The following is a 19655-nucleotide window of genomic DNA, read 5'->3' as shown; positions in this document are numbered from 1 at the left end:
TTGTTAATAATATGAAGGAAAAATTATGTGGTCGGAAATTTTTATTGGTTATGGTGTATTTCTTTTGGAAGTTATCACGCTATTACTTGTGATCGCCGCCGTGGTCGCGATGATTATTGCAATTAAACAGAAAAAAGCGCATTTGCACGGTGAATTGGTGATTACCGATTTATCCAAGGAATTTGAGGAAAATGGTAAAAAATTAAGCGATTTTCATCTCACCGAAGACGAATTAAAAGCGGCGGAAAAAGCCGAGAAAAAAGCGGAAAAAGCGAAAGCAAAAGCATTAAAAGCGCAACGTAAAAAAGGCGAAAATCCGGCAGAAGAACGTAAGCCAACTCTTTATGTTTTACATTTTAAAGGGGATATTTCTGCTTCGGAAACAGCAGCGTTAAGAGAGGAAATCAGCGCTATTATTCAAGTTGCCAAACCCACTGATGAAGTTTTGGTATGTTTGGAAAGCCCGGGCGGTGTTGTACATGGCTATGGGCTCGCTGCCTCTCAATTAATGCGTTTGAAACAACGCAACATTAGATTAACCGTTGCCGTGGATAAAGTAGCAGCAAGCGGCGGTTATATGATGGCCTGTGTTGCCGATAAAATTGTATCCGCACCGTTTGCTATTATCGGTTCTATCGGTGTGGTAGCGCAGATTCCAAATGTTCATCGCCTACTAAAAAAACATGATGTGGATGTGGACGTGATGACGGCAGGCGAATATAAACGCACTATGACGATTTTTGGTGAAAATACCGAAAAAGGAAAGCAAAAATTCCAACAGGAATTAGAAGAAACTCATCAGTTATTCAAGCAATTTGTCGCACAGAATCGACCGCACTTGGATCTGGATAAAGTAGCAACAGGGGAACATTGGTTCGGTCAGCAGGCATTAAATTTAAATTTAGTGGATGAGATTATGACCAGCGATGATTTGCTATTACAGGCGATGAAAGAGAAATCGGTTATCGGCGTAAAATATGCGGTGAAGAAATCGTTATTACAAAAAGTCGGTAAACAGGCGGAAGAAAGTGCCGATAATATTGCTTTACGTTGGCTTAAGAAAAATGAAAGAACATTGATATAACATCCTATTTTTTTCGATTCTATTTATACAGATTGATTAAAAATAGAAAACTCGGATTTACTTTAATCCGTTTTGTAATTACCATACGGAGCTGAAATTGAAGTTGCACTATTGCTTTTTGAGCCTTCTTTTTATTATATCTATGGTTCCTTTGGATTGTTCTACTCACCTAAAAATAAGGTAAAACAGATGAAATTATCACATTTCTTATTATCTGCAATCGCAGCGGCAACTCTTGTTGCTTGTGGTAACTTAAGTAAAGTATCTAAAGAAGGTACTCCTGCCGAAGGTTCTGAATTAGTATGGCCTCAAATTGAAAAATCTACATTTAATCATAACGGTAGCCAATTCGGTTCCTGGCCGAACTGGGACAATGTTCGTATGATTGAAAAAGGCATGAATAAAGATCAGCTTTATAACTTGATTGGTCGTCCGCACTTCGCTGAAGGTTTATTCGGTATTCGCGAATGGGACTATGTGTTTAACTATCGTGAAAACGGCGAGCACAAAGTGTGCCAATATAAAATCTTATTCAATTCCAACATGAACGCACAAAACTTTTATTGGTATCCGAATGGCTGTAACGGTAACTCTTCTTATTCTTTAACCGCCGATTTCTTATTTGATTTCGATAAAGATACGTTAACGGTGAAAGGCAGAGAAGTGGTTGATAAAGTGGCGGCACAATTAAAAGAATCCAAAGCGCAGGAAGTGAAAGTTGCCGGTTATACCGACCGTTTAGGTTCCAAAGTGTATAACATGGATCTTTCCCAGCGTCGTGCAGATCGTGTTAAAAACCGTTTAATTGAACAAGGTATTGATGTTCAAATTAATGCAGTTGGTTACGGTGAAGCTCACCAAGTTCAAGCCTGTAACAATGTTAAATCCAGCCAATTAATCAGCTGCTTGCGTCCAAACCGTCGTGTTGAAATTTCCTCTTCCGGTATCACACCAAAAGATGAAAGTAAACAAGTTGGCGGCGAAATAGGACCAACTCCGTTATATCAAAAATAATGGTTAAATCAGAGATATAAAGAAAGGGCTAAATGCCCTTTCTTTTTTTGTGTTGTGCTTATAGATTTTCATAGCGTTGCAACACATCATGCACCCATTTATTGGCAAGTGCCACATAATTGCCGTGGAAGCGGCTGCTGAAGTTAAGCAAATGATAAAGCTGATACACGATTTTTCGATCCTGATAGCCTTCTTCTAACGGAAAAGTGCGGTCATAATTTTCATAGAATTCACGCGGGAACGGTTCAAATAATTCGGTAAACGCCAAATCGCATTCCCGATCCCCCCAATAACACGCCGGATCATAAGTAACCGTATGTCCGTCAATATTGGCACAATTTTCAATCCACAAATTACCATGTAGCAAAGACGGCTGCGGCTGATGTTTTGCCAACAGCGTTGCCACGGCTTTGATGATGGTTTCCGTATCACCGAAATGCAGTTGTTTTTCCGCGCAAAGCTGTAATTGCCAGCCAATCCGCTGTTCGCTGAAAAACTTCGCCCAGTGGTTGCTCCATTCGTTCGGTTGATATTGCGGACCAAGCCAAGTATCAAAAGACAAACCGTAGTTTTCTGAGCCGTGATATTGGTGCAAACGGGCGAGTTGCTCACCGAATTCCGCCATATTTTGCGGCGTATTCGGTTGCATATTTAAGCCTTCCAATAACAAAAAACTATGATTTTGCGAGCATCCCACACCATACACTTCAGGCACGCGTACGGTGTTGGTTTTGCCTAAAAGGATCAATTGATCCGCTTCGGCGCGGAACATGGAACGGTAGGACTTTTCATTCAGTTTTACGAAGACGGGTTGAATGCCGTCATTAATGAGCCAAGATTCATGCATTTCGCCCGTATGAATTTTGGTTTTATTTTTGATGGAATAATACGCCCCGAATTGATCAGCTAAAACTTGAGAAATCGATTTCCACATACCATGTTCCTTTTTTTCAGTTAATCATGTTTATAGTGTAAAAGATTGAGAAAAAATTACTGTGACTCAAGTCAAAATTTAGACATTTGGTTGTCATTGTAAAATATGCTAAAATTGCGCGCCGCACTTGGTTTGTCCGCTTGTAAGGATGATAAAAGTGCGGTGGTTTTTTTAAGCGTTTTTTAAATGAAATGAAACAAGTCACCTTGCGTATGGGTGACCACTGTAGAAGGATTTATTATGCCGATTATTACTTTACCTGACGGTTCACAACGTCAATTTGATAAACCCGTTACCGTATTAGAAGTTGCTCAAGATATTGGCGTAGGACTTGCAAAAGCGACCATTGCCGGTCGTGTCAACGGCGAACGCAAAGATGCCTGCGACCTGATTACCGAAGACAGCCGTGTTGCAATTATTACTGCCAAAGAGGAAGACGGTCTGGAAATTATCCGTCACTCTACCGCACACTTGCTTGGTCACGCCATTAAACAATTATTTCCAAACGTCAAAATGGCCATCGGGCCTACCATCGACAACGGTTTCTATTATGACGTGGACTTAGACCGCTCTTTAACCCAAGAGGATTTAGACGCCCTTGAAAAACGGATGTTGGAGTTGGCAAAAACCAATTATGACGTCATCAAAACGCCGGTGAGTTGGCAAGAAGCAAGGGATACTTTTGGGAAACGCGGCGAACCTTACAAAATGGCGATCTTAGATGAAAACATTGAACGCACCGCAACGCCTGCACTTTATCATCACCAAGAATATATCGATATGTGCCGTGGTCCTCATGTGCCGAATATGCGTTTCTGTCATCATTTCAAATTGCAAAAAATTGCCGGCGCATACTGGCGTGGGGACAGCAAAAATAAAATGCTGCAACGGATTTACGGTACCGCCTGGGCGGATAAAAAACAACTTGAAGCCTATTTGCATCGTCTGGAAGAAGCGGCAAAACGGGATCATCGTAAAATCGGTAAAGCATTGGATTTATATCACATGCAGGAAGAAGCGCCGGGTATGGTGTTCTGGCACAATGACGGCTGGACGATTTTCCGTGAACTGGAAACTTTCGTGCGCACTAAATTGAAACAATATGACTATCAGGAAGTGAAAGGTCCGTTCATGATGGATCGCGTGTTGTGGGAAAAAACCGGTCACTGGCAAAACTACGGCGATTTGATGTTCACCACCTCTTCTGAAAACCGCGAATATGCCATCAAACCGATGAACTGCCCGGGACACGTTCAGATCTTCAATCAAGGTTTAAAATCTTATCGCGATTTACCGCTACGTATGGCGGAATTCGGTTCCTGCCACCGTAACGAACCGTCCGGTTCATTGCACGGTTTAATGCGCGTGCGCGGTTTTACTCAAGATGACGCTCACATTTTCTGTATGCCGGATCAAGTGGAAAGCGAAGTGACTTCCTGCATTAAAATGGTGTATGACATTTACAGCACCTTCGGTTTCGAAAACATCAAAGTGAAACTTTCCACCCGCCCGGAAAAACGCATCGGGTCCGATGAGATGTGGGATAAAGCGGAGGCGGACTTAGCGAAAGCGTTGGAACATAACGGCTTGTCTTACGAAATTCAGGAAGGCGAGGGCGCATTCTACGGTCCTAAACTGGAATTTGCTTTAACCGATAGCTTAGATCGCGAATGGCAGTGCGGCACGATTCAGTTAGACTTCTTCCTGCCGGAACGTTTAAATGCCTCTTATGTGGGAGAAGATAACGAACGTAAAGTGCCTGTTATGATTCACCGTGCAATTTTGGGCTCCATTGAACGTTTCATCGGCATTATCACCGAAGAATACGCCGGTTTCTTCCCGGCTTGGTTGGCGCCGACCCAAGTGGTCGTGATGAACATTACCGACTCTCAATCGGAATATGTGCAAAAAGTCGCGAAACAGCTTTCCGATGCGGGCTTGCGCGTGAAAACCGATTTGCGTAACGAAAAAGTCGGTTTCAAAATCCGCGAACACACCTTGCGTCGCGTGCCTTACATGCTGGTCTGCGGCGACAAAGAAATCGAAGCCGGCAAAGTGGCAGTACGCACCCGTAAAGGTCAAGATCTCGGCACCTTCACCGTGGAAGAATTTTTAGACATTCTGAAAAAACAAGTGAGAAATCGCGAATTGAAATTATTGGGTGAGGCGTAGTTCTGACAATTAAATGAGCTGAAATTACGCTAGCAGGAATCATCATTCAATAGATTTATTGATTTTTCCGACCGGCGTAGTTTCAGCTTTTTAACACTCGATATTGTATAAAACAAAGTACACTTTGTACTTGACAACCAGTAATAGGAGTAAAAAATATGCTTGCCTTGCCTTGCCTTGCCTTGCCTTGCCTAAACTAAACGTTAATTGCAAGCAAAATCTATCACTTTTCTTAAAAATTTATTCGGAGGATAAATGATCTCCGAAGAACTTTTCTCTCGTGACGGCGTTTCCGCTAACTCTGCACAACTTACCCAACTTAAAGCTCTTTTCCCGAATTGTTTCGATGTAAGCGGTCAATTTTTATTAGAAAAATTCCAATCTGAAATTGCAGAACAAGCCGACATCAGCCGTGAATTTTACGAAATGAACTGGTTGGGTAAATCCTATGCCAAATTGCTGCGTAATCTTCCGCCTGAAACTTTACTTTGCGAAGACAAAAACCACAACGCTAAACCTGAAAATGCCAACAGCCAAAATCTGTTAATCCAAGGGGATAATTTGGACGTGTTAAAGCACCTAAAAAATGCTTATACAAACAAAGTGAAGATGATTTATATCGATCCGCCGTATAACACAGGTTCAGATGGCTTTGTCTATCAAGACGACTGCAAATTCACGCCCGAATAGTTAATCAGCTGATAAGCCGACTTTTTAGCCTTATTTGTCGTTTATTTGCAGGAAAATGCAGATAAATTCAAACAAGCAGGCATTCGCACAAAAGTGTCGGAAACCTACATAAAAAATAACGTGATGCTGACCCGAGACAAGGAAAATCTAGACGATACGCCGATTCGTTTTAACACTATGACATATCGTGAGTTTTTGGAAAACTTGTCAGCAGCGGCAAAAATCAAAATGACCACGCTGCATCAAGCCTTTTATCAAATGCGAGAAACGTTGGATATTAGCCAATTTTTGAATATGCAGACCATTTCGCAAATCAAAAGCGGGTTTAATCAATTTTTGCTAAATCATTCGTTTAGTAAGTTTGAACTGGGGTATCAGCTGGTGAATAATGCCATTCACCCGACGCAATTTACCGATAAAAACGGCAAAGCAAAAGCGGTGCGCGTGGCTGATTTGGGACGAATGGCAGATGAAATCCATGAACCAGCGGCAAGTTATTTGTTTGGCGAAATTTTTATGATTCAGAAATTGAACATCAAAACATCGCCAGCGAAGAAATTGAAGGTGTAACCGTGTTTACTAAAATCCCGAAAAATTCTATCAAAATCCCCGTGGCAGGAGGCGGGACTTATTCCCCTGATTTTGCCTATATCGTCAAAACCAAAACAGGCGAGATTTTGAATTTTGTGATTGAAGCAAAAGGCGTGGATGGTTCGGATAACTTACGAAAAGGCGAAGAACGCAAAATCAAACACGCCGAACGTTTATTTGCCCAAATCTCAAAAGAGGTGAAAGTCGTGTTTAAAACTCAGTTTGAGGGGGACAGGGTGGCTGAGTTGATTATGAAAACGATAACCTCTTTATCCGGGTAGTTTGGAGGGATTTACCACTATTTTTTCCATCAAACCGCCGCCGACATGCAACAAATGTGCCGACAAATTCGCGGCGGCAGAACCGTTTAAAAAACGCATCAAAAATCAACCGCACTTTAAAACGCGTTTTCCATCATAATCTCGCCGTTTTTATGTACGCGATGAAGGGCGTATCCTTTGGCTTTTAAATGCTCATAGCTTGCTTTTACCATATTCGGATTGCCGCAAATCAGAAAACGCGTATCGGTTTTGCTAAAACGGATATTTAAGGCGTGTTCTAATTCGCCGTTTTCCAGCAATTGGGGAATGCGTTGATGTAATGTGCTGTTGACTTTTTCTCGGGTAATGACCGGTTGATAAATTAGTTTATCGGCATATTGGCCGATAAGGGAATGACCTTTTAAATCAGCCAAGTATTGCTCAAAAACTAAATCGTCGGCATAAGACACGGAATGCACCAGCACAATTTTGTCCGTTTTTTGCCAGAATTCTTCGCTTTGCAGCATGGATAAAAAAGGTGCAATGCCTGAACCGGTGGCAAGCAAAATTAATTCCTTACCCTGTGGAATTCGGTTGACGGTAAAAAAGCCGACGGGCTTTTTCTCAAGTAGTAACGTATCGCCCGCCTGCATTTGCTTAAAGTAGGCGGACATGATGCCGCCTTCGATTAAAATGGCGTAAAAATCCAAATATTCCGCCGTTTCGGAAGAGATCATGGAATAGGCGCGGGAAACGTAATTATCTCCATTCATAAAACCTAATTTGGCAAATTGACCGGCAATAAAATCAAAATCGGCAGGTCGGGTGATGCTGAAAGAGAGGAGTTTCGGCGTATGTTTTTTCACCCAACGGACTTTTTGTTCGGTGAAAGTATATTCTTTTACGGATGTGTTCATAAATAGCTCCTGATTTTCCTAAATAATAAATAATTAAAAGTAAAAAGCGGCTAAACCGCCAATCGTTAGTGTGGTGATATTTTATACTACTTCGCATTGAATTACCGATTTTCTTTCTATAATTATTTTATTGCTATAAAAGGTTTTAAAATCAATTTTTATGGACGGTTTCGCTATTGCTTAACGGTGCAAAATTCTGTAAAATGCACCCCGTTTTTTGCTCATTATCAGAGCACGCAAAATGAATTTAACTTCTGTTCTTAATAGATAAAACAGCAGTTTTGTGACTTAATTAATAGAGGAATGTCATTATTAAAACCGTAAAAAAAGCACCCGCAGTAAATCGCCCTAATCGTATTAACGATGAAATTAGAGTGAAAGAAGTCCGCTTGATTGACCAGGACGGTGAGCAAGTTGGGATTGTTCCGATTCAACAGGCATTGGAGATGGCGGAAAACGCCGCTTTAGATCTTGTGGAAATTAGCCCGAATGCGGAACCTCCGGTATGTCGCATTATGAACTACGGTAAATTCCTTTACGAGAAAAGCAAAACGGCCAAAGAGCAGAAGAAAAAGCAGAAAGTTGTGCAGGTGAAAGAAATTAAATTCCGTCCCGGCACAGACGAAGGCGACTACCAGGTAAAACTACGCAGCCTGGTTCGCTTTTTGGAAGATGGGGATAAAGCCAAAGTCACCGTTCGTTTCCGCGGACGTGAAATGGCTCACCAAGATATCGGTTTGGACGTGTTAGAGCGTGTTAAAAATGATTTAGCCGAAATTGCCGTGGTGGAATCTGCACCGGGTAAATTGGAAGGTCGCCAAGCCATTATGGTGCTTGCTCCGAAAAAGAAATAATCAGTGCATTTCAAGTAACAAAAGTGCGGTGAAAATTCCAAGTGTTTTTTCAACCGCACTTTTATTCGCCTGATTATTTGTGATAGAGCCTTTTAGATTTAAAGTGAGTACAAGGCAAACCGCTGAAGACAGTGCAATTTGCACGGTGAAGCGGTTTAACGTAGTAATCGCTTTAAAGATAAAGGCGTGATTAGTGTTAAAAACAATGCGGAGTTATTAGACAATGCCTAAAATTAAAACAGCACGCGGTGCTGCTAAGCGTTTCAAAAAAACTGCTTCCGGTGGTTTCAAGCGTAAACAATCTCACTTACGTCATATTTTGACTAAGAAAACAACAAAACGTAAACGTCACCTACGCCATAAATCTATGGTTGCTAAGTCCGACTTAGTATTAGTAGTCGCGTGCTTGCCATACGCATAAGCACAACGTACGTCAGTTCATTTTAGTTAAAATATTACATAGGAGATTAAATAATGGCTCGTGTAAAACGTGGTGTTATTGCAAGAGCACGCCATAAGAAAATTCTTAAGGCTGCTAAAGGTTATTATGGTGCACGTTCACGCGTGTATCGCGTTGCTTTCCAAGCGGTGATCAAAGCCGGTCAATATGCATATCGTGACCGTCGTCAACGTAAACGTCAATTCCGTCAATTATGGATTGCGCGTATTAACGCAGCGGCTCGTCAAAACGGTTTGTCTTACAGCAAATTCATCAATGGCTTGAAAAAAGCCTCTGTTGAAATCGACCGTAAGATCCTTGCTGATATCGCCGTATTCGACAAAGTGGCTTTCGCTGCATTAGTTGAAAAAGCAAAATCTGCACTTTAATTTTAAAGTTTAGATAAAAAATAAGGGCGCTCATGAGCGTCCTTTTTATTATTGTTGATTTTCTGATTGATTGGCTATTTTTTCTTGTTTTGAATAATAGAAATAGAGCCAAATGAGTCCGATTGGTGAGATAAATAAAGCAAAAAAGTAACAGATAGCCATTGTTATCAGTTTTACTGTCATCATAAATAATGCATCTGTGATGAATATATTATCTCCCACAATGTATTCAACAATACCTTCATAAGTAAAGCGTGAATAAGGGTATAAAATTAAAGAAACTAAACCATAAACAATATTTGTTGCCAAAATATAATAGTTTCCACTTCTGTTGTAATGGTCATATAGGTAGCATATTAATGAATTATGCGACTACAAAAATGTGGAAATAATAGAAGCGCATGCACTGAAATAGTATATTCATATGCTTCTAAAAATTCCGCCGAAATTATCGGTATCAAGTTTTATGGGGTATTTAAAGGGAAAATCATCGTTAATGATTTTTGAAAGGCATGCGAACCTAAAATACAACTATGGTAACCGANATTTTTGGTCGAAAGGCTATTATGTAAGCACGGTAGGGCTAAATACAAAGGCTGTGGAGGAGTATATAAGGAATCAGGAAAAAGGAGGATATTTATACTAGGCCCTTATAAGGTAGCCTAAAAACTGCACGTTTTACGTGCGGATCGTTATTTAAGATTATCCATTCATTCTAATGAACATATTTGGTTAAGAGAATTATTACTTAATCGTCGAAATAAATTAGGTCTACAGTGCGCATTTTATGAAAAATTGGGTGTTGTGTATTCTTTTATTGATAAAGTCGAGACCATAGATCGTCGTTTGGATATTTTTGAATTTATTGAATACTATAAGGGGGTGGGAGCTAGGTCCTGTTAGGGTTTTACAGGAAAATTGAAAAGCGTTTTGGTACGAAATCTACTTTCTAAAATAGACTACATTTTTCTCTGTTCTCGAAAAAGAAAAAACCGCTACCCAATTCTGGATAGCGGGGAGGTCTTAAATATAAGAAAACTTTAAAGACAACTGCATTTGCAGTGCACTAGCAATTATTAAGACTAGAAACAGAAAAAATAGTTCGTAAAAATGAAAAAAAAACTTGTAATTTACAAAAGCTTACATTCTATTTTTTCGAAGACCTGTAACTCATTAATAAATAGTAAGAAAACTTTTTAAATAAGATTAAATAACTTGTTTTGTAAATTTTTGTATGAGGTTTTTTTGTTCTTAACCATCTCTTTTCAGCTATTGTCGGTTGTAACCGACAGATTTCTATGGTGCCTGTCCTAGCCTACCACTTCTACTTTAAAAAATACTAAAATTTTTGACCGCACTTTTTTCTCTCTCGAATCCCGGCAAAGCATCGCCTATTAATTTTAGAAAATACGATTTGTAATGTTTTGTGATATTGATCACAACTTTCATAAGTTTTCATATTCAAAATTATTTTATTATGTATTATTAATTCAAAACATATCGAAAGTTTTAAGTGAATATCGAAAGTAGGAGAAAAAGATGACAATATTAAAACAAAAACGGTTGGAAAAATTATACGGTAAAGAGCGAATTTTTCGCGCTTTAGCAATTGATCAGCGCGGCGCGTTAAAGCGGATGCTGGGTGAAGAGGTAACGGATGAGCAGCTTCAGATTTTTAAAAGGTTAGTGTCCGAGAACTTGACGACACGGGCTTCAGCCATTTTGTTGGATCCGGAATTTGGCTGGCAGGCAGCGGGATTAAAAGAGCAGCATTGCGGTTTAATTATGGCTTACGAAAAAACCGGCTATGACAAAACCAAAATCGGACGTTTTCCCGATTTGATTGACGGCGTATCGGTTAAGGGGTTGAAAGAGAAAGGCGCAGATGCGGTGAAATTGCTGTTGTACTTTGATGTAGATGAGGGTGACGCGATTAATCGGGTGAAAACCGCTTTTGTAGAACGCGTCGGTTCCGAATGTATCGCAGAGGAAATGCCGTTCTTTTTGGAGATTTTGACGTATGACTCTAATGTTTCGTATAAGAAAGAATTCGCAAAAATGAAACCTGAAAAAGTGATTGAAGCGATGAAAGTGTTTTCGAATAAACGTTTTGCGGTGGATGTCTTAAAAGTGGAAGTTCCGGTAGATATGAATTATGTGCAAGGATTTACAAATGGTGAGGACTATGTCTATACGCAAAAAAGCGCACAGGCATTTTTTAAAGAGCAAAGCGATTGCAGTGATATTCCGTTTATCTTCCTAAGCGCAGGTGTTTCGCCGAAATTGTTTCAAGACACGCTTGAATTTGCCAAATCGGCTGGTTCTACCTTTAATGGCGTATTGTGCGGACGCGCTACCTGGGCGGGCAGTGCCGAGGCATTTAAAACTCAAGGCGTGGCACAAGCGGCTGAATGGTTACGTACACAAGGTGTAAAAAATATCAATGAACTCAATGAGGTATTAATGAAATCCGCAACACCGGTTAAGTAATAAAGGAGAATGCAACAATGCAAGAATTAGTGAAAAAACATAAAGCAGGGCAACAAGTGGGAATTTGCTCGGTTTGTTCGGCGCATCCGCCGGTGGTTGAAGCAGCGTTGCGGTTTGATTTGGAGACGGATAATGATGTATTAATTGAAGCGACGTCTAATCAAGTGAATCAATTCGGCGGTTATACCGGTATGAAACCGACAGATTTTAAAGCTTTCGTTTATCAGATAGCGGAAAAAGTGAATTTTCCGAAAGAGCGCATTATTTTAAGTGGCGATCATCTGGGACCGAATTGTTGGCAAAATGAAGCGGCTGAAATGGCGATGGAAAAAGCCAAAGCGTTGGTGATTGATTATGCGAAAGCGGGTTTTACTAAAATTCATTTGGATGCTTCAATGTCTTGTGCTGATGATCCGGTGCCCCTTCCTCCGACTGTAAACAAGGTAAAATTCAATTCGACAAACTGATTGCGTCGGTAAATTTCATTGAAGATTATATTACCGAAGTTGAAAAGCTTGATGGCACACCGATGAATGGAAAAATAGTCTTAAAATTTCAGTAAACGTAATATAATAAAAGCGTATGAAACTTTCGTACGCTTTTATTTTTGCTGTATAAGGAATATTTATGAATGCTTTTGACCGACGAAATCTGATTATCGACTTATTAAAAGAAAACGGTAGCGTATTAGTCAGCGATCTTGCCAAACGCTTTAATGTATCGGAAGTTTCCATTCGTACCGATTTGCGTTTGTTGGAAGCGCAAAATTTACTGACCCGTTTTCACGGCGGTGCGGGATTACTGCAATCACAGGATAACGAAACCTTTCTGGATGACCGCTATTTATTATCGCCTGATCCTAAAATCCGTATCGCCAAAGCAGCGGCCGGACTCATTAAAGAAGGGGATACAATTATTCTGGATAGTGGTAGCACGACGATGATGATTGCCAATGAGTTATTGAAAATTAAGAATATCACCGTTATCACCAACAACCTTCCCGCCGCTTTTGTGTTGTCCGATTCCGTAGATATTACATTGGTGATTTGCGGCGGTTATGTGCGTCACAAAACCCGCTCCATGCACGGCACTATTGCGGAACACACACTTAACGGCATTCGTGCGGATATTATGTTCGTCGGGGCGGATGGCATTGATCCGATTAATGGACTTACCACTTTTAACGAAGGCTATCACATCAGCTCCATCATGGCGAAAGCATCGTCAAAAGTGGTATGTGTTGCCGATTCGACGAAATTCAATCGTAACGGTTTTAATCAGGTGTTACCAATGAGTGTAGTAAATTTAATTATTACCGACAGCAATATTACGGAAAAAAATAAAGCGGAATTGGCGGGGTTAAATATGCCGTTGCAGGTGGTTTAGCCTGCCTACAGAGCGAGCAGGCATTGAAGAGGATTTATAAAAACATCGTTTTTTGTGACCGCACTTTTGAGAACAAGAAACCGTTCCAACATCGGAACGGTTTTTTATGCGGCTAATTTTTACTTCTCACCTAAATAATTCAAAATCTGCCATTCAATCCCTGCAGCATCCAACTTAAGTTCGGTGAGCATTTCCGATTGGGTGCCTTGCGGGATAAAGAAATCCGGTAAGCCTAATTGCAGCAATTTTACCTGATGTTGTTGATGATTCAACACTTCGGCTACCGCGCTGCCTGCGCCCCCTTGAAGAGCATTTTCTTCCAATGTAACGATAAGTTCATGTTTGGCGACCGCATTAATACGAGCAGCATCCAGCGGTTTAACGAAACGCATATCGATAACTGTGGCATTGAGTTTTTCCGCCACTTGCAGAGCGTTTGGTAATAGCGTACCGAAATTTAAAATGGCGATTTTTTTGCCTTCGCGAATCAGTTTGGATTTTCCCAATTCCAATGGTTGCAACGGTTCCAATTCAACACCAACCGCATTGCCGCGAGGATAACGCACGGCGGCGGGCTTGCCGCAATGATAGCCGGTGTAAAGCATTTGACGGCATTCATTTTCATCGCTTGGTGTCATGATCACGAGATTCGGAATGCAGCGCATGAAACTGATATCGAAAGCCCCTTGGTGGGTTTGTCCGTCGGCACCGACAATGCCGGCGCGGTCAATGGCAAATAAGACGGGGAGATTCTGAATCGCCACATCATGAATTAACTGGTCGTAAGCCCGTTGCAGGAATGTGGAATAGATGGCGACCACCGGTTTATACCCGCCGATTGCCAAACCGGCGGCAAAAGTCACGGCGTGTTGTTCGGCGATGGCAACATCAAAATATTGTTGCGGAAAGCGTTGAGAAAATTCCACCATGCCGGAACCTTCGCGCATTGCCGGGGTAATGCCAATGAGTTTCGGATCCTGTTCCGCTATTTCACATAGCCAATCACCGAAAATTTTAGAATAGGTCGGGGTGGCGTTGGATTTCGGCAATTCACCACTTAAATGGTTAAATTTCGGTACCCCGTGGAAGCCGATAGGGTCTTTTTCCGCCGGTGTGTAGCCTTTGCCTTTTTTAGTGACGATATGTAAAAATTGCGGACCTTTGAGTGAGCTCATATTTTGCAAGGTGCTAATCAGTTCTTCCACGTTGTGTCCATCAATTGGTCCGATGTAGTTAAACCCGAGTTCTTCAAACATAGTACTGCCTGGTGAGACAAAACCTTTGACGTGTTCTTCGGTTTTTTTCACAAATTCTTTAATGGGCGGCACACCGGAAAGGATTTTTTTGCCGCCTTCGCGAAGGCTGGAATAGAAGGAACCGGACAGCAAACGCGCTAAATGGTTATTCAGCGCACCTACATTTTCAGAAATGGACATTTCGTTGTCATTGAGAATCACCAGCATATCCGTATGCAATGAACCGGCATGGTTCAGCGCTTCAAATGCCATGCCTGCGGTAATCGCACCGTCGCCGATGACACAAACAGTTTTGCGTCCTGCATTTTCACGCTCGGCGGCAATGGCAATTCCTAATCCGGCACTGATAGAAGTAGAGGAGTGTCCCACACTTAATACATCGAATTCACTTTCACCGCGCCACGGGAAAGGATGTAGTCCGCCTTTTTGGCGGATGGTCGGCATTTGGTCGCGGCGACCGGTCAGAATTTTATGGGGATATGCCTGATGTCCTACATCCCAAATTAGCTGATCGAAAGGGGTTTTAAATACATAATGCAAGGCAACGGTAAGTTCCACCGTGCCTAAGCCTGAGGCTAAATGCCCGCTGCTTTGACTAACCGATTCCAACAGATATTCACGCAATTCCTGACACACTTGAGGAAGTTGCTCTTTGTTCAACAAACGCAAATCTTCAGGCGAATTAATTAATGATAAAAGGGGATAATTTTGCATAATGGTTAGTCAATTCCGACGTTAAAATTTATATATCGACACATTAAAAACACGATTAATTTTTACCGCACTTTGGGAGAAAAATTAGCTTTTTCGTTTAACGATAAATTCCGCCAACGCATAAAGTGCGGTGGTATTAAAAGGTAAATTTTTTAGCTCGGTTAATGCTCTTTCGTATAGTTCCAGTGCTTTTTGTTTGGCGCCTTCAAGCCCCAATAATTTCGGGTAAGTGCTTTTGTCCGCGGTTAAATCGGAACCGGTGGTTTTGCCGAGGGTCGCACTGTCGCCCTCGATGTCTAAAATATCATCCTGCACTTGGAAGGCTAAACCGATGGCCGTAGCATAGCGTTCCAATTGTTGCGCTAACGCTGCATCGGCAAAGTGCGGTGAGCAAATAAAGCCCATTTTTAAGGCAGCGGTCAGTAATGCGCCGGTTTTGTTTAAATGAATCTGTTCTAGTTCTTGTAAGCTGATGATTTTTTGTTCTGAAATTAAATCCAGACTTTGCCCCAAACACATCCCTTTTACGCCTGCTGCCGCACTTAACGTTTTAATTAACATCAGTTTTTGTTCTGCCGATAAATGAGGAATATCCGTTAAGATCTCAAAAGCCAATGTCTGCAGCGCATCGCCGGCTAAAATGGCGGTGGCTTCATCAAATGCAATGTGGCAGGTTTGGTGTCCGCGACGCAATTCATCGTCGTCCATAGCGGGCAAATCATCGTGAATTAAAGAGTAAGCATGAATGGCTTCAATAGCGGCGGCGGCGTAATCCAGGTGCGCCATGTCAGCGCCTAGCATTTTGCCGGTGGCGTACACCAAAAAAGGACGAATGCGTTTGCCACCCAATAGCAATCCGTATTTCATGGCTTCAGCCAGTGGCGCGGGGGCGCTGTCAATGTGTGCAAATTGCTTGGCTAAGAAGTGATTAATCCGTTGCTGAACGTGCTGTAAATCTTGCGAAAAATGATACATTGCCGACCTGTTATTCTTCCGGTTGATAGTCGCTGAGTTTTGCGCTTTCGCTTTTTTGCAACAAAATTTGGATGCGTTGTTCCGCTTGTTGTAAACGTTCCTGACCCAATTGAGCCAATTTGATCCCTTGTTCAAAATCTTTTAAAGCGTCTTCAAGGGAAAGTTCGTTATTTTCCAAACGGGAAACGATTTCCTCCAACTGTTTTAGCGTATTTTCAAAATCAGGTTCGTTTTTTTCAGCCGGCTTACGTGCCATGATATTGTCCTTTGCGCAAAATAGAATTGGCGTATTGTACTTGATTTTTAGTGATTTTGTTAGGGCGAATTTGAGGTATTTCCGCTGAAAAATGCCGGTGAAAAACGCCGCAAAAAAGTACCGCACTTGATGGCTAATCAGAGCTATATAAATTGCTATAAAAATTTTAAAAATTATGGTCTAATAGCCCACAATTTTTTGTTAATCAAGAGAAAAGGTTAAATATGAGCTGGATTGATAGAATTTTTAGTAAAAATACATCTTCTTCCTCACGCAAAGCCAATGTGCCGGAAGGCGTTTGGACAAAATGTACCTCATGCGAACAAGTATTATATCGCGAGGAATTAAAACGCCATTTGGAAGTGTGTCCGAAGTGTGGTCACCACATGCGTATTGATGCCCGTGTTCGTTTATTGACCTTATTGGATCAAGACAGTGCGCAAGAATTGGCGGCGGATTTAGAACCGAAAGACATTTTAAAATTCAAAGATTTGAAAAAATATAAAGATCGCATTACCGCCGCACAAAAAGACACCAGTGAAAAAGACGCGTTAATTGCCTTTTACGGCACCTTATACAATATGCCGCTTGTGGCTGCTGCATCTAACTTTAGCTTTATGGGCGGTTCTATGGGTTCCGTGGTGGGGGCGAAATTCGTGAAAGCAGCGGAAAAAGCCATGGAAGAAAATTGCCCGTTCGTGTGTTTTTCCGCCAGTGGTGGCGCACGTATGCAGGAAGCTTTATTCTCCTTAATGCAAATGGCGAAAACCAGTGCGGTATTGGCGCAAATGCGTGAAAAAGGCGTGCCGTTCATTTCCGTGTTGACCGATCCGACGTTAGGCGGTGTGTCCGCCAGTTTCGCTATGTTGGGCGACATTAATATTGCCGAACCGAAAGCGTTAATCGGCTTCGCCGGGCCGCGCGTCATTGAACAAACCGTGCGTGAAAAACTGCCGGAAGGATTCCAACGCAGTGAATTTTTATTGGAAAAGGGCGCCATCGACATGATCGTAAAACGTGCCGATATGCGTAATACTTTGGCGAGTTTATTGAGCAAACTCATGAACAAACCTTCACCTTTCGTAGAAAGCGAATTGGTTATTGAAGAAACCGCCGCATAAAATCTCATTTAAGGCATTTATAATGCAAACAGAATTAAAAGCCACTTCGCCACTCAACGAGTGGCTTTCTTATTTGGAAAACAGTCATTTTAAAGCTATCGATTTAGGGCTGGAACGGGTGAAATCCGTCGCTCAGGCACTGGATTTATTAACGCCGGCACCTTTTGTGATTACGGTAGGCGGCACCAACGGCAAAGGCACCATCTGTCGTTTACTGGAAACGATTTTACTGAGCGCCGGTTACCGCGTGGGCGTGTATTCTTCACCGCATTTGTTACGTTATAACGAACGCGTGCGTATTCAGAATCAGGAGCTGGAAGATATGCTGCATACGGCTTCCTTCGCTTATATTGAGCAGCACAAAACCCAATCCTTAACGTATTTTGAATTCAGCATCTTGTCGGCGTTGCATTTATTTAAACAGGCAAATTTGGATGTGGTGATTTTGGAAGTAGGGCTGGGCGGTCGGCTGGATGCCACCAATATTGTGGATAACCACATGGCGGTGATTACCAGCATCGATATTGATCACACGGATTTTCTCGGTTCCACCCGTGAACAAATCGGCTTTGAAAAAGCGGGGATTTTCCGCGCTCATAAACCGGTGATTATCGGCGAGCCGAACATTCCGCAAACCATGCTGAATCACGCGAATACGCTTGGTAGCCAATTGTTTTGTCGCCATCTTGATTGGACGTTTAACCAACAAGAACAACATTGGACATGGCAAACCGTGCAACCGGAACAAAAAGTGCGGTGGGATTTTTTAGCGGATTTACCGCTTTGCCAAATTCCGTTAGCCAATGCGGCAACGGCGATCGCGGCGGTGCAAAAACTGCCTTTTGACATTTCTCTTGAAACCGTTAAAAAATCCTTAGCTGAGGTGGAACTCACCGGGCGTTTTCAAACCATCAAACCGGCACAGTTAACCCATTTGGCGCAGAAATTGCAGCGTGAAGTGACAACGTTACCGCGTATCATTATTGACGTGGGGCATAACCCGCACGCGGCGCGTTATTTAGCGGAAAAACTGACCGCACTTAAGGCACAATCTCATGGCAAACTTATTGCCGTTTGCGGCATTTTGAAAGATAAAGACGCGGTGGGGGTGTTGACGCCGTTGCTGTCCTTAATAGATGAATGGCGTTGCGTGACATTGGATGGTTATCGCGGTCAACGCGGGGCGGATTTATTTGTGACGTTGCAACAGGTTGCCGCTCAACATCGCTTAAATGTTAAAGGCGGTTATGCCGATTTTGTTGCAGAAGGCGTAAAAAGTGCGGTAGAAATTTCCTATGAAAATGATACCATACTGGTGTTTGGTTCATTTCATACGGTGGGTGAGTTTTTAACCTTTAGCCAAGCCTAACATTCAATAAGCATCATAAAAAAGCGCCGCAGGCTAATCACCTTGGCGCTTTTTCTTTAACTTAAATGTCCCGTTTCATTGATCACTTCAAGGGTAAACTTACCGTCGTCGGCGTTGGTTTGTCGGTAACGCACGATATTAATCGAGGTATTCAGCAAGGTCTGGCTTTTGCCCTCGTTACGGTGTTCCTGCCAGGTTACCCCGTTGAAAAGAGATAAAAGCAAGCGGAGCGTGTGCCCGTGGGAAATAATCAGAATATTTCCCTGATCATGCACCTGAATAATATCCTGTATGGCTTTCATTGCCCGTTCGGCTAATTGCTCAAAGGTCTCGCCGTTATTGCTTTGCGCTTTGTAATTTGCCGCGTCGCTGCGCATTTGTTGGAATTCTTCCAAATGGCGTAGTTCGTCAACGGGCAAGCCTTCCCAGGTGCCGAAATATTGTTCATTTAAACCATAATGTTGAAATAGCGGCACATTTCGCTCGCCCAAGATATGTTGCGCCGTGTCGATAGTGCGTTGTAGGCAGCTGGTATAAGCCGCTACGAAAGGTGTGTCTTTTAATGCCATGCCGGTAAGCTGTGCGCCTTTGACGCCGCTTTCCGTTAATGCGGAATTGCCGAAGCCTTGCAATAAACCCTGTTCGTTCCAAAGGGTACGACCGTGGCGGATTAAATAAAAAGTCAGATTTTTGTTCATTATTATCCTTGATTAAATGTTATCGAGATAAAAACACCGAGAAAAT

Annotated in this window: 20 protein-coding genes and 3 pseudogenes; 16 read left to right on the top strand and 7 right to left on the bottom strand. The window is 42.1% G+C overall.

Going from position 1 to position 19655, the window contains the following annotated elements:
• Window positions 1-25 precede the first annotated feature (25 nt).
• Together sohB and A3CS_RS0103850 are read left to right on the top strand one after the other, a co-directional pair.
• On the top strand, window positions 26-1084 hold the full coding sequence (gene sohB, locus A3CS_RS0103855) for a protease SohB (protein ID WP_005546434.1): 1059 nt from the start codon (window positions 26-28) through the stop codon (window positions 1082-1084).
• Between the two features lie 189 nt (window positions 1085-1273).
• A complete protein-coding gene (locus tag A3CS_RS0103850; RefSeq protein ID WP_005546431.1) occupies window positions 1274-2098 on the top strand; it encodes an OmpA family protein in 825 nt (274 codons plus the stop codon).
• Window positions 2099-2156: 58 nt separating this feature from the next.
• Here the strand turns inward: A3CS_RS0103850 and A3CS_RS0103845 are convergent, their stop codons facing one another.
• The gene (locus A3CS_RS0103845) at window positions 2157-3032 is read right to left on the bottom strand and encodes a fructosamine kinase family protein (protein WP_005546428.1); all 876 of its coding nucleotides are present in this window, start codon (window positions 3030-3032) and stop codon (window positions 2157-2159) included.
• A gap of 240 nt (window positions 3033-3272) precedes the next feature.
• On the opposite strand from A3CS_RS0103845, the gene thrS reads away from it, so the two are divergent.
• From thrS to A3CS_RS0103825, 4 genes are all read left to right on the top strand, one after another.
• Window positions 3273-5204 (top strand): threonine--tRNA ligase, encoded by a 1932-nt coding sequence (gene thrS, locus A3CS_RS0103840; protein ID WP_005546427.1) that lies wholly within the window; start codon window positions 3273-3275, stop codon window positions 5202-5204.
• Window positions 5205-5459: 255 nt separating this feature from the next.
• On the top strand, window positions 5460-5894 hold the full coding sequence (locus A3CS_RS0103835; protein ID WP_019518251.1) for a type III restriction-modification system modification protein: 435 nt from the start codon (window positions 5460-5462) through the stop codon (window positions 5892-5894).
• A 45-nt stretch (window positions 5895-5939) separates the two neighbouring features.
• Complete coding sequence (locus A3CS_RS01000000110840; protein ID WP_233143745.1) at window positions 5940-6464, top strand: restriction endonuclease; 525 nt, start codon at window positions 5940-5942, stop codon at window positions 6462-6464.
• Window positions 6465-6466: 2 nt separating this feature from the next.
• Window positions 6467-6766 (top strand): restriction endonuclease, encoded by a 300-nt coding sequence (locus A3CS_RS0103825; protein WP_005546421.1) that lies wholly within the window; start codon window positions 6467-6469, stop codon window positions 6764-6766.
• Window positions 6767-6882: 116 nt separating this feature from the next.
• Here A3CS_RS0103825 and A3CS_RS0103815 read toward each other — a convergent pair whose 3' ends face one another.
• On the bottom strand, window positions 6883-7662 hold the full coding sequence (locus A3CS_RS0103815) for a ferredoxin--NADP reductase (protein ID WP_005546417.1): 780 nt from the start codon (window positions 7660-7662) through the stop codon (window positions 6883-6885).
• A 308-nt stretch (window positions 7663-7970) separates the two neighbouring features.
• Between A3CS_RS0103815 and infC the strand changes: the two genes are divergently transcribed.
• The 3 genes from infC (at window position 7971) to rplT (ending at window position 9344) form a co-directional block, all read left to right on the top strand.
• Window positions 7971-8516 (top strand): translation initiation factor IF-3, encoded by a 546-nt coding sequence (infC, locus tag A3CS_RS0103810; RefSeq protein ID WP_431002974.1) that lies wholly within the window; start codon window positions 7971-7973, stop codon window positions 8514-8516.
• A 223-nt stretch (window positions 8517-8739) separates the two neighbouring features.
• The gene (gene rpmI / locus A3CS_RS1000000111415) at window positions 8740-8937 is read left to right on the top strand and encodes a 50S ribosomal protein L35 (RefSeq protein WP_005573011.1); all 198 of its coding nucleotides are present in this window, start codon (window positions 8740-8742) and stop codon (window positions 8935-8937) included.
• Between the two features lie 53 nt (window positions 8938-8990).
• Window positions 8991-9344, top strand: coding sequence for a 50S ribosomal protein L20 (gene rplT, locus A3CS_RS0103805; protein ID WP_005546410.1), 354 nt, complete (start codon window positions 8991-8993; stop codon window positions 9342-9344).
• Between the two features lie 48 nt (window positions 9345-9392).
• Here the strand turns inward: rplT and A3CS_RS1000000111410 are convergent, their stop codons facing one another.
• Window positions 9393-9653 (bottom strand): hypothetical protein, encoded by a 261-nt coding sequence (locus A3CS_RS1000000111410; protein ID WP_005575271.1) that lies wholly within the window; start codon window positions 9651-9653, stop codon window positions 9393-9395.
• A 46-nt stretch (window positions 9654-9699) separates the two neighbouring features.
• On the opposite strand from A3CS_RS1000000111410, the pseudogene tnpA reads away from it, so the two are divergent.
• The 5 genes and pseudogenes from tnpA to A3CS_RS0103790 form a co-directional block, all read left to right on the top strand.
• Window positions 9700-9990, top strand: a pseudogene (gene tnpA, locus A3CS_RS1000000111405) (IS200/IS605 family transposase); the annotation flags it as partial.
• A gap of 893 nt (window positions 9991-10883) precedes the next feature.
• On the top strand, window positions 10884-11834 hold the full coding sequence (locus A3CS_RS0103800; RefSeq protein WP_005546404.1) for a tagatose 1,6-diphosphate aldolase: 951 nt from the start codon (window positions 10884-10886) through the stop codon (window positions 11832-11834).
• Between the two features lie 17 nt (window positions 11835-11851).
• A pseudogene (locus A3CS_RS0103795) lies at window positions 11852-12271 on the top strand (class II D-tagatose-bisphosphate aldolase non-catalytic subunit); the annotation flags it as partial.
• Window positions 12271-12396: pseudogene (locus A3CS_RS1000000112445) on the top strand (galactitol-1-phosphate 5-dehydrogenase); the annotation flags it as partial. The pseudogenes A3CS_RS0103795 and A3CS_RS1000000112445, both read left to right, overlap by 1 nt.
• Before the next feature lie 65 nt (window positions 12397-12461).
• A complete protein-coding gene (locus A3CS_RS0103790; RefSeq protein WP_005546397.1) occupies window positions 12462-13220 on the top strand; it encodes a DeoR/GlpR family DNA-binding transcription regulator in 759 nt (252 codons plus the stop codon).
• Between the two features lie 119 nt (window positions 13221-13339).
• Here A3CS_RS0103790 and dxs read toward each other — a convergent pair whose 3' ends face one another.
• From dxs to xseB, 3 genes are all read right to left on the bottom strand, one after another.
• Window positions 13340-15190 (bottom strand): 1-deoxy-D-xylulose-5-phosphate synthase, encoded by a 1851-nt coding sequence (gene dxs / locus A3CS_RS0103785; protein ID WP_005546395.1) that lies wholly within the window; start codon window positions 15188-15190, stop codon window positions 13340-13342.
• 84 nt (window positions 15191-15274) lie between these two features.
• A complete protein-coding gene (gene ispA / locus A3CS_RS0103780; protein WP_005546393.1) occupies window positions 15275-16165 on the bottom strand; it encodes a (2E,6E)-farnesyl diphosphate synthase in 891 nt (296 codons plus the stop codon).
• A 10-nt stretch (window positions 16166-16175) separates the two neighbouring features.
• Window positions 16176-16421 carry an exodeoxyribonuclease VII small subunit gene (gene xseB, locus A3CS_RS0103775; RefSeq protein WP_005546390.1) on the bottom strand — a complete coding sequence of 82 codons (246 nt, stop codon included), beginning with the start codon at window positions 16419-16421 and terminating at the stop codon, window positions 16176-16178.
• A gap of 224 nt (window positions 16422-16645) precedes the next feature.
• On the opposite strand from xseB, the gene accD reads away from it, so the two are divergent.
• Both accD and folC read left to right on the top strand, forming a co-directional pair.
• Complete coding sequence (accD, locus tag A3CS_RS0103770; protein WP_005588913.1) at window positions 16646-17542, top strand: acetyl-CoA carboxylase, carboxyltransferase subunit beta; 897 nt, start codon at window positions 16646-16648, stop codon at window positions 17540-17542.
• Between the two features lie 22 nt (window positions 17543-17564).
• Window positions 17565-18911 (top strand): bifunctional tetrahydrofolate synthase/dihydrofolate synthase, encoded by a 1347-nt coding sequence (folC, locus tag A3CS_RS0103765; RefSeq protein WP_019518249.1) that lies wholly within the window; start codon window positions 17565-17567, stop codon window positions 18909-18911.
• Window positions 18912-18967: 56 nt separating this feature from the next.
• Here folC and A3CS_RS0103760 read toward each other — a convergent pair whose 3' ends face one another.
• Entirely contained in the window at window positions 18968-19609 is a 642-nt protein-coding gene (locus A3CS_RS0103760; protein ID WP_005546384.1) for a histidine phosphatase family protein, read from the bottom strand.
• Between the last annotated feature and the right edge of the window lie 46 nt (window positions 19610-19655).

This window comes from Aggregatibacter actinomycetemcomitans DSM 8324 (genome assembly GCF_000372365.1).
In the GTDB taxonomy this organism is placed as follows: Bacteria; Pseudomonadota; Gammaproteobacteria; order Enterobacterales; family Pasteurellaceae; genus Aggregatibacter; species Aggregatibacter actinomycetemcomitans.
The sequence above is the reverse complement of the archived record's forward strand: the minus strand, read 5'-3'. Positions and strand labels throughout refer to the sequence as shown.

Excerpts from the sequence above, each read along its gene's own strand:
- sohB (WP_005546434.1), top strand. The coding sequence starts at position 26 with ATGTGGTCGGAAATTTTTATTGGTTATGGTGTATTTCTTTTGGAAGTT.
- A3CS_RS0103850 (WP_005546431.1), top strand. The coding sequence starts at position 1,274 with ATGAAATTATCACATTTCTTATTATCTGCAATCGCAGCGGCAACTCTT.
- A3CS_RS0103845 (WP_005546428.1), bottom strand. The coding sequence starts at position 3,032 with ATGTGGAAATCGATTTCTCAAGTTTTAGCTGATCAATTCGGGGCGTAT.
- thrS (WP_005546427.1), top strand. The coding sequence starts at position 3,273 with ATGCCGATTATTACTTTACCTGACGGTTCACAACGTCAATTTGATAAA.
- A3CS_RS0103835 (WP_019518251.1), top strand. The coding sequence starts at position 5,460 with ATGATCTCCGAAGAACTTTTCTCTCGTGACGGCGTTTCCGCTAACTCT.
- A3CS_RS0103815 (WP_005546417.1), bottom strand. The coding sequence starts at position 7,662 with ATGAACACATCCGTAAAAGAATATACTTTCACCGAACAAAAAGTCCGT.
- rpmI (WP_005573011.1), top strand. The coding sequence starts at position 8,740 with ATGCCTAAAATTAAAACAGCACGCGGTGCTGCTAAGCGTTTCAAAAAA.
- rplT (WP_005546410.1), top strand. The coding sequence starts at position 8,991 with ATGGCTCGTGTAAAACGTGGTGTTATTGCAAGAGCACGCCATAAGAAA.
- A3CS_RS0103800 (WP_005546404.1), top strand. The coding sequence starts at position 10,884 with ATGACAATATTAAAACAAAAACGGTTGGAAAAATTATACGGTAAAGAG.
- A3CS_RS0103790 (WP_005546397.1), top strand. The coding sequence starts at position 12,462 with ATGAATGCTTTTGACCGACGAAATCTGATTATCGACTTATTAAAAGAA.
- dxs (WP_005546395.1), bottom strand. The coding sequence starts at position 15,190 with ATGCAAAATTATCCCCTTTTATCATTAATTAATTCGCCTGAAGATTTG.
- ispA (WP_005546393.1), bottom strand. The coding sequence starts at position 16,165 with ATGTATCATTTTTCGCAAGATTTACAGCACGTTCAGCAACGGATTAAT.
- xseB (WP_005546390.1), bottom strand. The coding sequence starts at position 16,421 with ATGGCACGTAAGCCGGCTGAAAAAAACGAACCTGATTTTGAAAATACG.
- accD (WP_005588913.1), top strand. The coding sequence starts at position 16,646 with ATGAGCTGGATTGATAGAATTTTTAGTAAAAATACATCTTCTTCCTCA.
- folC (WP_019518249.1), top strand. The coding sequence starts at position 17,565 with ATGCAAACAGAATTAAAAGCCACTTCGCCACTCAACGAGTGGCTTTCT.
- A3CS_RS0103760 (WP_005546384.1), bottom strand. The coding sequence starts at position 19,609 with ATGAACAAAAATCTGACTTTTTATTTAATCCGCCACGGTCGTACCCTT.